Here is a 15,569-nt window from a genome sequence, read left to right as displayed (position 1 = left end):
CTGAACATGTTTTGCCCCACTCTCTAACTTAGTATGCATTCTTCATAACACGTCTAATTTCTCGCTCTTGATCACGTTTTTTAATTGTTTCACGTTTATCGTATTGTCTCTTACCTTCAGCCACGCCAATCAATACCTTAGCAAAACCATGCTTCAGATAAACTTTCAAAGGTACCACTGTAATACCTTTTTCTTGAACACTAGCCGCAATCTTTCTAATTTCCTTTTTATGCAAAAGCAACTTGCGATTACGCAATGGATCATGATTGAATTGGTTACCTTGATCATAAATGCTGATGTTAACATTTTCCAACCACAGTTCACCATTTCTTGCCTGAACAAATCCATCTTTAATGTTCATTTTGCTGGCACGAACTGATTTAATCTCAGTCCCTGTCAACGAAATACCCGCCTCATAGGTTTCTAAAATATTATAATCATGACGAGCTTTACGATTGTTAGCTACTTCATTAGCAGCTTTTGTATGATGTTTCTTCAAAAGAATCACCGTCTTTCGTATTTACCACGTCTCTTATGGCTATTCTTATCTCCACGGCCCTTATTATCATTGTGGCGACCGTGACCACCACGTCCGCGTCCATGTTGCATTGAACGCTTCTTCTTAAACTCTGCTTCACGTTTATCAGCCTGTTCTTGTTCTTCTGGTGTTAAGACACGTTCAAAGTCAATTTGTCTGTGTTCAACATCAGCTCTGATAAGTTTAACTTTAATTGGTTCACCAACCTTAAAGGTCTTACCAGTTCCACGACCATGCATTGACATGCTCTTTTCATCATATTCATAGAAGTCATCCTTCATATTTGAAATATGAATCAAACCTTCAACAGTATTATCCAATTGAATAAACATTCCAAAACTAGTTACAGAACTTACAACGGCATCAAAAGTATTTCCAACTTGATCAGCCATGTATTCAGTCTTCTTCAAATCGTCAACTGCACGTTCGGCGTTAATTGAAATTCTTTCACGGCCAGATGTGTGTTCAGCAATTTCTTGAAGTTTGTTGCCCCACTTAGTTTGTTCTTCATCAGTAAAGCCATTTTCAGCATAACTGTGAATCATACGGTGGACTGTCAAGTCAGGGTAACGTCTGATTGGTGATGTAAAGTGTGTGTAATACTTAGCAGCTAACCCAAAGTGGCCTAGTGGTTCATCAGAATATCTAGCTTGTTGTAAACTTCTCAACAACATAATCGTAACAACTTGTTCTTCTGGAGTTCCAACAACACTTGCTAAAACATTTTGGAACATCTTTGGTGTAATTTCTTTCAAATTACCTTTAACTTGCACACCCATAGCGGCAGCAAATTCAAAGAAGTTCTTAACTTTTTCTTCATCAGGTTTTTCATGGACACGATATAAGAATGGAACATGTTTCACATTGTAATGTTCAGCAACTGTTTCGTTAGCTGCCAACATAAATGATTCAATCATCTTTTCAGAAGTTCCACGTTCTCTTAACTTAATATCAATTGGCTTACCATTTTCATCAACAATGATTTGTGCTTCTGTTTCTTCAAAGTCAATGGCACCACGTTCATGACGTTTGTTGAACAAGATTTCATGCAATTCAGCCATTTGTTTAAGCATTGGTACAACTGGGGCATATTCTTCAGTCAACTCTTCGTCGCCTTTAAGAATTTCATTAACATTGTTGTAAGTCATACGATACTTAGATCTGATTACACTAGGGTAAATCTCATGCTTAACAACATCCCCATGATGATTGATTTCCATTTCACAAGTTAAAGCTAAACGGTCTTCACCAGGGTTTAATGAACAAATACCGTTTGACAATCTAAATGGCAACATTGGAATTACTCGGTCAACTAAATAAGTACTTGTCCCACGAGCATAAGCTTCTTCATCTAATGGAGAACCTTCTTTAACGTAGTGTGTTACATCGGCAATATCAACTTCCAAGTGGAAGTTACCGTTTGGCAACATGTCAAGACCAACAGCATCATCAAAATCCTTTGAATCGTCCCCATCAATTGTGATAACCATATTGTCAGTTAAATCTTTACGACCAACTCGATCAGAATCTAACACATGGTCAGGAACCTTTTCAGCTTCTTTCAAAACTTCATTCGGAAATTCTGGATTAATATCATTGTCAACAACAATTGACATGATATCGACACCAGGATCATTTTTGTTACCGATGATCTCTAGCGCTGTACCTTCCATACTTTGGGGATGCTTAGCATCTGGATATTCATCAATTGAAACTTGAACCATATCACCAATTTGTGGATGTAGTCCCTTATCCGAAATGAAGATCATGTATGAAGCAATCTTCTTTTCGTGACTTTGGACATAACCATAGTGGCCTGTCTTTTCAACTTGAGCATCACTATAAGCATGGAATTCACCAACAGCTTTAGTTAGTGAGCGTTCTTCAATTTCAACGATTTCACCTTCTGGTCCCTTGTCGATCCAAGGATTTGAAGGTTTAGTAATCTTAACTTTAACGGTATCGCCATTAACGGCAAACATCGTATTAGTTCTGGCAATGAAAGCGTCTGGATCAACTTCGTCATATCTAACGAAACCAAAACCTTTGTCATTACCCTTAAATGTTCCTTCAACAACAGTCTCTGGTGAGGCCATCTTGAATTCATCTTTATTGGTCAAAGTAATTTTACTTTCACCCTCTAAGACAGCTAGAGCTTGAACAACACGCTTGAAAGCTGATGCTCCGTGCATTCTCAACACGTCTTCAATCTGTTCAGATTTGTAGCGACGGTCGGGGTTGCTTCTAAAAACCTCTAGTATGTCTGCAATTAATTTATTATCTTTATCTGGCATTTCTATCCTCAATTATTTTCTAAAAAATTTAACACGTCACTTTCAAGTTGATGGTGAGCGTGGTTGATAGTTAAAACATGCCCTGCATTATATAAATGTAGCTGTGATGTTTTAACCGCTGAAGCCACCTTCGGAGCAGCTTCTGGATTGACTAATTTATCACTCGTACCTTGACCAATAAAATATGGTCGCTTTATTTCAGCTAACTGATTCGTAACATCAACGGAAGTTTTTCTGATTTCGGTTAATTTCGCATCAATTTTGGAACTAACAATTCTCATTTTAGAATCAATCTCAATATCTGTTAAGTCCTGTTGAATAGAATACACCTTTTTGGCATAAGTCAAAAAGGCTGACCTGATTCCCTTAAAACCTCTACTACCCAGTGGCGAACCAAAAACTCCACCAGCAGCAACAAAAGGAATCTCTTCTAAGGCCTTTGTAGCAAAGATTGCGCCTAAAGAAAGTCCAAAAACATAGATCTTTGTTTTCTGTTTTTCTTGTAAAAATTGAATAGCTGCTTGCGTTTGTTGCCACCATTTCTCAGGTGAACCTTGTTCCAAAATATCTAATGGCTCTGAAGTTCCATGACCAGCGAACATCGGCGCATAAGCCGAATAATTATTTCTTTCAAGAAAACGCCCTAAAAGTCGCATATCATTGGAAGTGCCTGAAAACGAATGTAACAACAAGACCGCTTTCGGTCCATTATCAAAATAAAAAGGTTTGGGTTGTAATATTTTCATACTACTTACTCCTTATAAATCCACCGTACTAAACTAACAAGTACAAATTTACCAATACACGACAAAATCGTACACATACAAACCAGCAAAAGTAACTAGTCGGAAGAGCTGAAAATAGTTATTGGCAGTGAAAGTGTTGTTATGGCTTTAGCCATTACAACATCGGACGTGTTTGGAGACTTGCCGATTTTGCAAGGCTTCAAACCGAGCTTCGAGACCTTGGCTCGAAGAGGTCCGCACAGCCAATGACTATTTTCAGCTCTGGAGACGACATATATAACAAAAAACCTCCTGAGTAACTTTCAGGAGGATAAATTGCTTAGTGAGATGATAAGTATACTAGAATGATCGAAAATGCGAAGAACAGTACTAGTAAAACGTAGGTAACCTTAACCATGAAGGCTTCAAAACCACGTTTCTTCTGGTTGCTGAATAGGTCCCCACCACCACCAGATAATGCGTTCAAAGCATCTTGTTGCTTTGTAGGTTGCATTAAGACGGCAATTACAATCAAAATGGATACGATTATCAACAATGTTTCGATAATATTATACACCTGTAAAACCTCCGTTCATGGTGTTGAAAGCTGAAATCACTCCTAAAACAATAACATAAATGACGTCAAATTTCTAGTCTATAGTTTTGAACAAATCTGCCAATTTTGCAGCAACTTTAGCTCGTTGTCCTGCATTGACCATGCAAATCAAACGGTCCCCAGCCTTAATTAAAGTATCACCACGAGGAATCAATTGTCTCTCCCCACGGTAAACTGATACAACCAAAATATCTTTTGGAAAAGGAATATCGCGAATATATTTACCATCGATCGAACTACCTTCATAAATTGGTACTTCCAAACGATCATTAAACTTACTAACGCGATTGAGATAATCAGAATTAAGATTAAGTCGTTCCTTAAGAGCTTCATAAATTGGAGCTCCATTCAATAAATCAACGACGATATAGGCCACTAATGACAACACCGCTAAAGGCATCAGATGCTTAAGTGAACCGACCATTTCGGTCACCAAAATAATAGCTGTAAACGGTGCTTTACCAATACAAGCAAAGTAACCCGCCATCGCAAAGATAATCAAATTACTTTCAAAATAAAGTGGCAACAATCCAAGTTGATTCATTGCAATTGCGTAAATGGCACCAATTATTGCCCCCAAATTAAGAATGGGCAAAAAGATACCACCGGGCACACCGGAGCCATACGAAATCATCGAATAGACGAAACGTATAATAAACAACCCTAGCATCAACATCAAACTAGTGCCATATTTAGTCAAACTAATAATAATCTCATTACCACCACCGATAAATTGTGGCACCATCATTCCCAAAGGCACAATCAAAATAAGGGGAATGATTCCCTGAATATATCTTGGTAAGCGCGTTAAGCTGAATACCGCTGGCATTGATAAAGTACAAATTTGATACAAACGTCCCATCAAGCCTAAAATAATTCCTAAAATAACTAAATGCCAATAATATCTAACCGGCAAACTATATTTATAAGGAACTTGTAGCACCGGTTGTAGTCCAAAAACATACAACGCAATCAAGTTAGCACTGACAGCACTAGCTAAAGACGTAATCCAGACTAACGGCGAAAAATTGTGATAAACTTCCTCCAAAACAAACATGGCCCCGGCAATTGGAGCACTGAAGGCGGCTGATAATCCGGCAGCGGCACCACTCGCAATCAAAACACGTTGATTAACGCCCGCATTATCATGTGTTAATTCACCAACACCTTGTCCAACGGCAGCACCTAGTTGGATCGATGGACCTTCTCGACCAAGAAACAAACCTGGTCCAATACTCAAAATTCCACCCACAAATTTAGTCCATAAAATTGACCACCAGTTCATCTGCATTTCTCCACCCAATTGGGCTTCAACCTGGGGAATACCTGAACCTGAAATATTTGGCTCCTTTTTCAGTAAATAACCGACAAAGAAACCAACCACAATCATCAATACAACTAAACCAACAACCAAAGCCACATTTGTTCGAGCTGCAATATACAGTCCCTGAAATACTTTTAACGAATGGGCAATCGTCCAGCGAAACATACTAACAATCAACCCAGATAAAATACCTACCAGTATTCCTTCAACTGTTAGTTTCAATTTTTCATTATCAGTAAAAGCTAACTTCATTATTTTCCCCTATAACTAAAAACTTAATTTTGGTACATCATAAATCGATGGTGATGCTTGATAAAAGCCAGCTTCAAGCAGTTCCATATCGGTCAAAATTTCTTCATCTGAAACAAGCCGTTTTTTGCCATTAACTAATGTTTGGTAAACCGAATCATAATACAAACCGTAATCCCCTAACGGAGTTTTAATTTGCTTTTTAATCCAATCCCCATTAGCATTACGGTACTTGGCAATCCCATAATACATTGGACTATCCTCACCAAAGCCAGGAGTTCCCGGCATAATACCAGCCTTTAAGTCATTCTCTTGTTGATCAGCGCCATATTTAATGAAGGAACCATTCATACCATGAATAATAAAACGTGGATATTCAGAAGCAACATCGGTACTGACTTTAATTTTAGCCTTCATTTTTGTACCGTAATGCAAGTCAACATCAAAATAGTTGTCCACCGCATCGCTCACTTCAGTATTGCGAATATCATAAACAACCTTATCAGGACGACCAAACAAGGCAACCATTCGATCCATCAAATGAATCCCTAAGCCATAAAACTCTCCTTGTTCTTTGGTACCCTTTTGGTTAACTGAGTTTGGACGATAGTAGTCAATATGTGACTCCACTTCCACGATATCTCCAAGAAAACCTTGATCAATAACCCTTTTGGCAGCCAAGTAATCACCATCAAACCGACGATTTTGATAAGGCATAACCAAAACACCATTATCCTTACCTAATTGAATCAATTCTTTAGCATGATCCAACGTATCAACAAAAGGTTTCTCGACAATCACTGATTTCTTAGCTTCAATAACTTGCTTTGCCAATTCATAATGCGTTTGAGCCGGTGTGCAAATAGTAACCACATCAATTTCAGGATCATTTAAAATATCGGCTAAATCATTAGTAAAGTTCACACCTTTGTCACGATAAGGTTGTGCCAAAGTTTCATCAACAGCCTTACGAGTGTAAACCGTCTTCACTTGAAAATTATCTCTAACATTTAGATATGGTAAGTGATAACGATTAGCAGATTTACCAAAACCAATAAATGCAATCTTTAAAGTCATGAATATATCCTCCAGATTTTATTAAGGATTCCGCTTCCGGGACCAATGAATTTAGGTGGCTGTGGGGACCGGTCTGAGCCAAGGTCTCAGACCTCGATTTTGAACTTCGCAAGGTTCGCGAATTTCAAAATACGTCCCGTGGTGTAATGGCTAAAGCCATAACGCCACCTGCACTGCTACCTAAATTCATTGTTCCCTCCAGCTAGTATTAGTTAATTTTTTTAATACAACATTGTGTCTATCGATTATATATAATGAAATTTTGCAAGAGAATATACAAAACGTTAAAAACACTAGTCGGAAGAGCCGAGAAAATATTAACTGGCTGTGAAAGTGGCGTTAGAGCTTTAGCTCTTACACCACCGGGCGCGTTTGGAGACTTGCCGGTCTTGCAAGGCTTCAAACCGAGACCTGAGACCTTGGCTCAGGTCGGTCCGCATAGCCAGTTAATATTTTCTTGGCTCTGGAGACGGCATAATTATTTACTATTCTATTGTACAAAAAAAACAGCCCGAAGGCTGTTTTAATTAATCACTTATTTGTAATTATTTGTTCAAGTTGTAGAAACTCTTGATACCCTTGAATTCAGCTTGGTCACCAAGTTGATCTTCAATTCTCATCAATTGGTTGTACTTAGCAATACGGTCTGTACGGCTCATTGAACCAGTCTTGATTTGACCTGCGTTTGTAGCAACAACAAGGTCAGCAATTGTTGTATCTTCTGTTTCACCTGAACGGTGTGAAACAACGGCTGTAAAGCCAGCTTCTTTAGCCATTTCGATAGCTTCGAATGTTTCTGTAAGTGTACCGATTTGGTTAAGCTTGATAAGGATTGAGTTTGAAACTCCCATTTCAATACCCTTCTTCAAGTAGTCTGTGTTTGTAACGAACAAGTCATCACCAACAAGTTGTACTTTCTTACCAAGTTTAGCAGTAACTTTTTGCCAGTCTTCCCATTCGTTTTCGTCGATAGGATCTTCGATTGTAACAACTGGGTACTTGTTTACGATACCGTCAAGTAAGTCGATAAATTCGTCTGTTGAAAGAACAGCACCGTTTTCGCCTTCACCCTTTAGTTCGTACTTGTGTGTTTCAGCATTGTAGAATTCTGATGATGCACAGTCAAAACCAATAGCAACATCTTCACCAGGCTTGTAACCTGCTTTTTCAATAGCTTCAACCAAAATCTTGAAAGGAGCTTCGTTGTTTTCAAGGTCAGGAGCGAAACCACCTTCATCACCAACGGCTGTGTTCAAGCCACGGCTTTCAAGAACAGCTTTAAGTGAGTGGAATGTTTCTGAACCCATACGTACGGCTTCACGCATTGATTTTGCACCAACAGGCAAGATCATGAATTCTTGGAAGTCAACGTTGTTGTCAGCATGCTTACCACCATTGATAACGTTCATCATAGGTGTTGGCAATACGTGAGCATTAGGACCACCAAGGTATTCGTACAATGGAAGACCTAATTCGTCAGCAGCAGCACGAGCAGCAGCTAGTGAAACACCAAGAATAGCGTTAGCACCTAGTTCACCCTTGTTAGGTGTACCATCTAAGTCGATCATTGCTTGGTCAATAGCACGTTGGTCAGTAACGTCCATGCCGATAACCTTTTTAGCAATTTTGTCGTTTACGTTAGCAACGGCTTTAAGAACACCCTTGCCACCAAAACGTGATTTGTCGCCATCACGTAATTCGACAGCTTCGTGTTCACCAGTTGAAGCACCTGATGGAACAAGTGCGCGGCCAAAGCCACCTAGTTCAGTATATAGTTCAACTTCAACAGTTGGGTTACCACGTGAATCAAGAACTTCACGGCCTAAAATATCAGTAATTACAGACATATTTTAAAAATCTCCTTTTTGATTTTAATACAAAACTAATTTTAACCTTTTTAACGCTTAAAATAAATATCTAACCGAAAAGTTATTATTTATTGAAAGTTGCTAAAGCGATAAATGATTCTGGATCCATTGATGCACCACCAACAAGTCCACCATCAATATCTTCTTTAGCCATTAATTCTTTAACATTAGCAGGTTTTACAGAACCACCGTAAAGAATACGTACCTTGTCAGCAGTGTCAGCATCGTATAAACTAGCAATCTTTTCACGGATTACGTGAACCATTTCTTGTGCTTGATCAGCAGTAGCAGTCTTACCAGTACCGATAGCCCAGATTGGTTCGTAAGCGATAACTGATTTAGCTAAGTCAGCAGCAGAAATACCTTTAACAGCATTTTCGATTTGACCTGTAACCCAGTCTTCAGCCTTGCCAGCTTCACGTTGTTCTAGTGTTTCACCACAGCAGATGATTGGTAGCATGTTGTTCTTCAAGATAGCATGAGCTTTCTTGTTGATGTCTTCATCAGTTTCACCGAAGTATTGTCTTCTTTCTGAGTGACCAATGATTACATAGTCGATACCCATTTCATCAAGTGCTTTAGGTGAAGTTTCACCAGTAAAGGCACCAGCATCTTCAAAGTATGAGTTTTCAGCAGCAGTCTTTAAAGGTGTACCTTCAGCGCCTGCAACAAGTGTTGTAAGGTCAATAGCTGGAGCACCGATAATTGTTTCTACGCCTGATTCTGGCAACTTACCTTTGATACCGTCTAAAAATTCTTGAGTTTCCTTAGGATTTTTGTTCATCTTCCAGTTACCCGCAATAATAGGTGTACGCATAAAATTAATTCTCCTCTGAAAAATAATTATTTATTAGAAATTGAATCGATACCAGGTAATGTCTTACCTTCAAGGTATTCTAGTGAAGCACCACCACCAGTTGAGATGTGTGTTAGCTTATCAGCAATACCAAGACTCTTAGCAGCAGCAGTTGAGTCACCACCACCAACGATAGTAATAGCATCTGACAAGTTACCCATAGCACGTCCAACTTCTAGTGTACCTTCAGCAAACTTGCTCATTTCGAATGCACCCATTGGTCCATTCCATACAACAGTCTTTGCACCCTTTAGAGTATCTTGGAACAATTTAACTGTCTTAGGTCCGATATCAAGAGCCATTTCGTCATCAGGGATATCAACACCATCAGTAGTTGATGCATCAGCATCATTTGAGAATTCTTTAGCAACGATGTGGTCTACAGGAAGTACGATCTTGTCGCCAGCTTTTTGAAGGAGGTCCTTAGCTAGGTCAACTTTATCTGCTTCGAATAGTGACTTACCAATCTTGTGGCCTTGAGCTGCAAGGAATGTATAAGCCATACCACCACCGATAATGATGTGGTCTGATTTTGGAATTAAGTTTTCAATAACACCGATCTTATCTGAAACCTTTGCACCACCAAGGATTGTTACGAATGGATGTACAGGGTTAGCAACAGCGTTACCTAAGAACTTGATTTCCTTTTCCATTAAGAAACCAGCAGCAACTGGCTTACCAGCAGCCTTCATAGCTGTTGAGATACCAACGTTTGAAGCATGGCTTCTGTGGGCTGTACCGAAAGCATCGTTGATAAATACGTCACCAAGTGATGCCCAGTATTCGCCAAGTTTAGGATCGTTCTTACTTTCACGTTTGCCGAAATCGTTGTCGATATCTTGGAAACGTGTGTTTTCCATAAGTAGGATTTCGCCGTCTTTTAGTTCGTTAACAGCGTCTTCAAGTTCTTTACCTTCGTTTACAGGTACGAACTTAACAGGCATTCCACTTAATTCTTGAAGTTTTGCAGCAACTGGCTTCAATGACAAAGCTTTCTTGTCTTCATCACTCTTAATACGACCCAAGTGAGATAGCAAGATAACCTTTCCACCATGTTCTGAAACATATTTGATTGTTGGGATAGCACCAACGATACGGTTTGTATCGCCGACAACACCATCTTTAATAGGAACGTTGAAATCTACACGCATCAAGACTTTTTTATCTTTTACGTCAACGTCAGAAACAATAAGTTTAGCCATTGTAAATAAATCCTCCAATATTTTCCTTAAAAAAAGGCGGAAGGAGTTTTCCTCCCTCCGCCAATTTAAATCACACTAAATTAGGTTTTTATCTTAAATTAGATACTAATCTAAACTAATAATTAGTTTAAGCTAGCAAATTTTTCAAGTGTACGAACCATTTGTGCAGTAAATCCTGATTCGTTGTCATACCAAGCAACAGTCTTTACAACTTGGGCGTCACCTGAACCAACAATTTGTGTTTGTGTTGGGTCAAAGATTGAACCGAATGATGTACCGATAACATCTGAAGATACGATTTCATCATCGTTGTAACCGAATGAAGGGTTGTTTTCTGTATACTTCTTAACAGCAGCGTTTACTTCGTCAACTGTAACTTCTTTACCAAGAGTTGCAACTAATTCTGTAACTGAACCAGTAATAACTGGAACACGTTGTGCATGTCCATCAAGCTTACCCTTCAAATCAGGAACAACTAGACCTAGGGCCTTAGCAGCACCAGTTGAATGAGGGATGATGTTTGCAGCAGCAGCACGTGCAGCACGAACATTACCTTTACGTTCTGGACCATCTTGAAGTTTTTGAGTAGCTGTGTAAGCATGGATAGTTGTCATTGTACCAGCTTTAATACCGAATTCTTTGTTTACGGCATTTGCTAGAGGTGCAAGACAGTTTGTTGTACATGAACCAGCTGAAGCGATCTTAACGTCGTTTGTTAGGATGTCATCGTTAACACCATAAACAACTGTAGGCATGTCACCTGATGGAGCTGAGATCAATACACGTTTTGCACCAGCATCGATATGAGCTTGTGCCTTTTCTGATGATGTGTAGAAACCAGTACATTCAAGAACGATATCAACACCGTCGTTTGCAACCCATTTAAGGTCTGCAGCGTTCATTTCAGCATATACAGGGATCTTCTTACCATCAACAACGATAGCAGCATCTTCAGCCTTGATCTTGTCAATTTCGAAGTTACCATGAGCTGTATCATACTTCAATAGGTGAGCAAGCATAGCAGGTGAAGTTAAATCGTTAATTGCAACAACTTCCAAATCTGTCTTGCCAGCTGCTTGAAGTGCAGCGATACGGCGGAATGCCAAACGACCGATACGGCCAAATCCATTAATACCAACTTTTGTAGTCATACAAAAATTCCTCCTTCAGGAAATCAAAAAAATATTATTTTAAAGGGTTATCCCTTAAAATCAGCTTTGAGGCACCTTCATCAGTAATCAATACTGTATGATGAGGCGCGTTTTTCATATATGACTGAATTGCCTTGGCCTTACTCTGACCACCTGCAATTGCAATCACATGTTCTATTTTATCAAGGTCCCGGACATGAAGTCCAATCCTAGGTACCTTATATACAAGTTTACCACTTTGATCAAAGAAATCACCAAATGCTTCAGAAACAGCTTTACCACTGTCTACAACATTCTGTTCCTGCTCGGAAAGATTTCTCCGATCTGCCATAATACTTGCAGTGCCGATACTGTGAATCACAACACTACTTCTATATATTAGTTCAAGAACCGACTTAATTGAAGTCTCTTTTTGCAAAGATTCAAAACTTTTTTCGCTAATGTCCTCTGGAAGGTACATAGCCCGGTACTGGCCTTGCGTTTTTAAAGCCATCTCTGCACAGACACTATTTGCTTGAATCGTTACCGACTCACCCACACCACCACGAGCTGGTACAAAAACCAGTTGACGGTTCTTAGATAAGTCTGGCGAAAGATTTCTTGCAACTTGTGCCAAGGTACTACCACCGGTAACAGAAATCATTGACTGTCCAGACGGTAATATCGATCCTAAGAGTTGATTAAGTCTTCTACCAAATGAATCGATCACCCGATACTGCTTGTCAGCATTACCAGGTAAAATGATACAACGACTAATTCCAAGTTTCTTGCTCAATTGTTTTTCTAAAAGAGCGGTTCCTTGATAATCAGCTAACACATCAGTCAACCGATCTACTGCATCGCTACCCGTTCGTGTCAAAGACATTCCAGATTTCGAAGAAACAAGTAAGCCTTGCTTCTTCAGTAGATCAGTTTCAGTTCTTAAACCACGTTCAGTAATCTTAAGATCATCAGCTAACACTCTGCGCCCGACAGGCTCCATTAATGAGATACTCTGAAGTATTTTAAATCGCTTTTCCAGAGTCTTAATGAAGTCTGGGGCAACTAAATCCAGCAATTCTAAATCTTCATTATTAGTCATTTGATATACTCCATGGGGCAAATATCGTCCCTGTATGTCTGTTTACGACCCATGTACTCAAAAAATAAAAGCCCGGATGAATCTAAGTCATCTCTTAAGCACAGTTATAAGTATAAACTCTCTTGTGAAAATATCAAGTCATAAGTTTACAATTCGGCAAATTAATATTATTTTTTTCATGATTTACTTTTTATATAGGTATGCGATAGAATAGGATAGTAATGCGCCGCTAGTGTAATGGATCGCACACAGGATTCCGGTTCCTGGAATGTGGGTTCGACTCCCACGTGGCGCATAGTACCCTACCTATATATTTCACATAGTATCAAATTACTGATAAATTAACGTTTATGAAATTTAAAGTTTCTATATAATTCAATATAGTTCAACAAAAGTGAGCCACGAGTGAGCCACGAAAAAAATATATAAAGTGGGAACAAGTTTAGAGCTACCAGTCAATAATGGCTGGTAGTTTTTTTATATTATTTTCCCAATATACTTGGCTATGTACGTTATAATGTGTATTACAATAACTGTAATAATGGAAATGACAATAATAACAAGGGTAACGGAGGTAGTTCAAATATGGATAAATATGCTAGTAAAGAAGAACTTAAACACACTCAAGAATTATTAGCCGAAAAAATTGATCATAGATCTGATGTAATTGAAGAAAAAATTGTTGATGTAAAAAATCAAGTTGAATCAAGTAATAAATTATTATATTGGATTTTAGGAATTTTCGGAGCCGTATTTACTGGATTATTAGTTGCAATACTTACTAAGTAAAGCCTTAATTGGCTTTTTATTTTATCGAATCATTAATTGAACAATGTGATTCCAAGAATTTTGCCGGTTCATACTTTCCAATAGCAAACAAAATCAGCATTGAATTATCAACCAACCGTTTAAAATAAAAAAAGCCCACCACCTAAATTAATAGATGATGGGCTCTTCTAACACTATCAAAGTTAATTCAAAACCAAGGTAATTACAATATTGTCAACGTCAATGAACAACATTAAGATAACGCATATTATTATATTTGTCTAGTCTTTACTATTCAAATCTTGAGCCAGAAGTATACTCGAATGGAATAAATTGATCAGTAGCAATTTTTGCCATTGGAATTCCGTTAATAACTTTGAATCCAGCAGTTTTAAAGGATTTTCCAGTGCTGACAGACGCATTCTGTACACGTTTTCCCTTCGAATCAAAGACAGGTGCCGGTGAATCGTCCGTATATTTAACGATAATAAAATCCTTAAATGTGGTCTTAGAGATTGGAACAAAAATATCGGTAGCAATTTGGTAATGCGGCTCGTTATTGATCATAACGATATCTGAACTCTTCCAAGTTGAACCCACCTCGTATGTTTCAGGTCTTTCAATACCTAATCTATCTACTGGATGTGTTTGTTCAGTTAATTTGATAACATTTTCTACTTTAGGTTTTTCAGGTTCAACTGTAGGTTGTGTGGCTGCTTCAGTTTTAGCTGGTTGCTTATCAAAGATTCCCCAGTCGTAACTCATATCTTGAGAGCTACCTCCCCAATTCGAAGTGTACTGCCAAGCAACAATGTTACCTCTTGCTCCACAATCGCTTGACCCATAACTAGCAACCCATGTTGGGTGTTTATTAGCGTTCAAGATACCTTGATTGAACCAGCTTTCCATTGAGTATTGAAATACATTTGTATAGCCTTGTGTTTCAAGATAATTAATGAAAGTATCAACATAGCTTGCTATTGCTGACGTATTCAATGACGGATCTTCGACATCAACACAAAGCGGAGTATCTTTACCAAACCCTAAATTGATAACAGATTGCTCAAAAAATTTTGCTTCATTGATAGCGTCTGTAACGCTTGTTGCTAAGAAATAATGATAGAAGCCGACATTCATTCCAGCTGCTAAAGCATTCCGTGCTTGATTGGTAGATTTAGGATTAATATAGTTATCTCCATCAGGGCTGCCTTGTGTGGTTTTAATTAGAACACTAGCCACACCTGCATTAACTAATTCTTGAAAGAAGCCTAAATCGTCACGTTGAAAGCTGGAAACATCTGCAAAATATTTAGCCATATTAGTTCCTCCTTAGATTAGTAGATTTTGAATATGTTGGCGTTTTTACTTCAGTTAGATCATCACTGATAGAGCTTTTCACTGAAGCATCGTATCCCCCAAGTGATCCCTTTACACCAGTATATAAACCAGAAGTAAATCCACCTACCAATAATCCGGCGATTGCGGCTCTTCCTATATCTTCGTGGAGAATAAGTGCAACTAAAATACCGACAATTATTCCAAAAATCATCGATACAAATGGCAAATATTTGTTTTCTAAAGGCGTTGCTACCTTAGTAAAGGCAGTAAATCCCATAGAACAGACAAGTATTAAAATTGTTAATCCTACATTGTCTATTAAATTTAAACTTTTAATTATTTCCATCATCTTTAACCTTCTTATTGTTTTCCTTTAAAAAAGGCTAGCCAAACAGCCAGCCAGAACTTGACACTCAGTAATCGTACTTTCCAATTAATCTTCATCATCATTATCTTCTTTGATGAGTGCCTTCAACTTGTGC

General features: G+C 38.4%; 14 protein-coding genes and 1 tRNA gene. 2 read left to right on the top strand and 13 right to left on the bottom strand.

What is annotated here, in order from left to right:
* Positions 1-28 precede the first annotated feature (28 nt).
* The 11 genes from smpB to D1B17_RS04095 all read right to left on the bottom strand — a co-directional run bounded on the left by smpB (position 29) and on the right by D1B17_RS04095 (position 13,002).
* Positions 29-499, bottom strand: coding sequence for an SsrA-binding protein SmpB (gene smpB / locus D1B17_RS04145; protein ID WP_120144275.1), 471 nt, complete (start codon positions 497-499; stop codon positions 29-31).
* 5 nt (positions 500-504) lie between these two features.
* On the bottom strand, positions 505-2,832 hold the full coding sequence (gene rnr / locus D1B17_RS04140) for a ribonuclease R (protein ID WP_120142899.1): 2,328 nt from the start codon (positions 2,830-2,832) through the stop codon (positions 505-507).
* 8 nt (positions 2,833-2,840) lie between these two features.
* Positions 2,841-3,578 (bottom strand): alpha/beta hydrolase, encoded by a 738-nt coding sequence (locus D1B17_RS04135; protein ID WP_120142900.1) that lies wholly within the window; start codon positions 3,576-3,578, stop codon positions 2,841-2,843.
* A 319-nt stretch (positions 3,579-3,897) separates the two neighbouring features.
* Positions 3,898-4,134, bottom strand: coding sequence for a preprotein translocase subunit SecG (gene secG, locus D1B17_RS04130; RefSeq protein WP_057892842.1), 237 nt, complete (start codon positions 4,132-4,134; stop codon positions 3,898-3,900).
* 73 nt (positions 4,135-4,207) lie between these two features.
* Positions 4,208-5,749 carry a ClC family H(+)/Cl(-) exchange transporter gene (locus D1B17_RS04125; RefSeq protein ID WP_120142901.1) on the bottom strand — a complete coding sequence of 514 codons (1,542 nt, stop codon included), beginning with the start codon at positions 5,747-5,749 and terminating at the stop codon, positions 4,208-4,210.
* Between the two features lie 15 nt (positions 5,750-5,764).
* Positions 5,765-6,823, bottom strand: coding sequence for an oxidoreductase (locus D1B17_RS04120; RefSeq protein WP_120142902.1), 1,059 nt, complete (start codon positions 6,821-6,823; stop codon positions 5,765-5,767).
* A gap of 545 nt (positions 6,824-7,368) precedes the next feature.
* The gene (gene eno / locus D1B17_RS04115) at positions 7,369-8,670 is read right to left on the bottom strand and encodes a phosphopyruvate hydratase (RefSeq protein WP_120142903.1); all 1,302 of its coding nucleotides are present in this window, start codon (positions 8,668-8,670) and stop codon (positions 7,369-7,371) included.
* 85 nt (positions 8,671-8,755) lie between these two features.
* Positions 8,756-9,508 (bottom strand): triose-phosphate isomerase, encoded by a 753-nt coding sequence (gene tpiA, locus D1B17_RS04110; RefSeq protein ID WP_057888561.1) that lies wholly within the window; start codon positions 9,506-9,508, stop codon positions 8,756-8,758.
* Positions 9,509-9,534: 26 nt separating this feature from the next.
* Positions 9,535-10,749 carry a phosphoglycerate kinase gene (locus tag D1B17_RS04105; RefSeq protein WP_120142904.1) on the bottom strand — a complete coding sequence of 405 codons (1,215 nt, stop codon included), beginning with the start codon at positions 10,747-10,749 and terminating at the stop codon, positions 9,535-9,537.
* A gap of 122 nt (positions 10,750-10,871) precedes the next feature.
* On the bottom strand, positions 10,872-11,900 hold the full coding sequence (gene gap / locus D1B17_RS04100; protein ID WP_120142905.1) for a type I glyceraldehyde-3-phosphate dehydrogenase: 1,029 nt from the start codon (positions 11,898-11,900) through the stop codon (positions 10,872-10,874).
* A gap of 34 nt (positions 11,901-11,934) precedes the next feature.
* A complete protein-coding gene (locus tag D1B17_RS04095) occupies positions 11,935-13,002 on the bottom strand; it encodes a sugar-binding transcriptional regulator (protein ID WP_240704455.1) in 1,068 nt (355 codons plus the stop codon).
* A 202-nt stretch (positions 13,003-13,204) separates the two neighbouring features.
* Here D1B17_RS04095 and D1B17_RS04090 point away from each other — a divergent pair.
* Positions 13,205-13,276, top strand: a tRNA-Arg gene (locus D1B17_RS04090).
* A gap of 290 nt (positions 13,277-13,566) precedes the next feature.
* Complete coding sequence (locus tag D1B17_RS04085) at positions 13,567-13,770, top strand: DUF2951 family protein (RefSeq protein ID WP_120142907.1); 204 nt, start codon at positions 13,567-13,569, stop codon at positions 13,768-13,770.
* Between the two features lie 270 nt (positions 13,771-14,040).
* On the opposite strand, the gene D1B17_RS04080 is transcribed toward D1B17_RS04085, so the two are convergent.
* Positions 14,041-15,066 (bottom strand): GH25 family lysozyme, encoded by a 1,026-nt coding sequence (locus tag D1B17_RS04080; RefSeq protein ID WP_120142908.1) that lies wholly within the window; start codon positions 15,064-15,066, stop codon positions 14,041-14,043.
* A gap of 1 nt (position 15,067) precedes the next feature.
* On the bottom strand, positions 15,068-15,436 hold the full coding sequence (locus D1B17_RS04075) for a hypothetical protein (protein WP_120142909.1): 369 nt from the start codon (positions 15,434-15,436) through the stop codon (positions 15,068-15,070).
* Positions 15,437-15,569: the final 133 nt, after the last annotated feature.

It is taken from the genome of Companilactobacillus zhachilii (assembly GCF_003606365.2).
In the GTDB taxonomy this organism is placed as follows: domain Bacteria; phylum Bacillota; class Bacilli; order Lactobacillales; family Lactobacillaceae; genus Companilactobacillus; species Companilactobacillus zhachilii.
This window is presented reverse-complemented; position numbering and strand designations above follow the sequence as displayed.

What these genes read in the sequence shown, in the direction of transcription:
- D1B17_RS04080 (WP_120142908.1), bottom strand. Translation starts at nt 15,066, where the DNA reads ATGGCTAAATATTTTGCAGATGTTTCCAGCTTTCAACGTGACGATTTA.
- D1B17_RS04105 (WP_120142904.1), bottom strand. Translation starts at nt 10,749, where the DNA reads ATGGCTAAACTTATTGTTTCTGACGTTGACGTAAAAGATAAAAAAGTC.
- gap (WP_120142905.1), bottom strand. Translation starts at nt 11,900, where the DNA reads ATGACTACAAAAGTTGGTATTAATGGATTTGGCCGTATCGGTCGTTTG.
- eno (WP_120142903.1), bottom strand. Translation starts at nt 8,670, where the DNA reads ATGTCTGTAATTACTGATATTTTAGGCCGTGAAGTTCTTGATTCACGT.
- D1B17_RS04120 (WP_120142902.1), bottom strand. Translation starts at nt 6,823, where the DNA reads ATGACTTTAAAGATTGCATTTATTGGTTTTGGTAAATCTGCTAATCGT.
- tpiA (WP_057888561.1), bottom strand. Translation starts at nt 9,508, where the DNA reads ATGCGTACACCTATTATTGCGGGTAACTGGAAGATGAACAAAAATCCT.
- D1B17_RS04085 (WP_120142907.1), top strand. Translation starts at nt 13,567, where the DNA reads ATGGATAAATATGCTAGTAAAGAAGAACTTAAACACACTCAAGAATTA.
- D1B17_RS04135 (WP_120142900.1), bottom strand. Translation starts at nt 3,578, where the DNA reads ATGAAAATATTACAACCCAAACCTTTTTATTTTGATAATGGACCGAAA.
- rnr (WP_120142899.1), bottom strand. Translation starts at nt 2,832, where the DNA reads ATGCCAGATAAAGATAATAAATTAATTGCAGACATACTAGAGGTTTTT.
- D1B17_RS04125 (WP_120142901.1), bottom strand. Translation starts at nt 5,749, where the DNA reads ATGAAGTTAGCTTTTACTGATAATGAAAAATTGAAACTAACAGTTGAA.
- D1B17_RS04075 (WP_120142909.1), bottom strand. Translation starts at nt 15,436, where the DNA reads ATGATGGAAATAATTAAAAGTTTAAATTTAATAGACAATGTAGGATTA.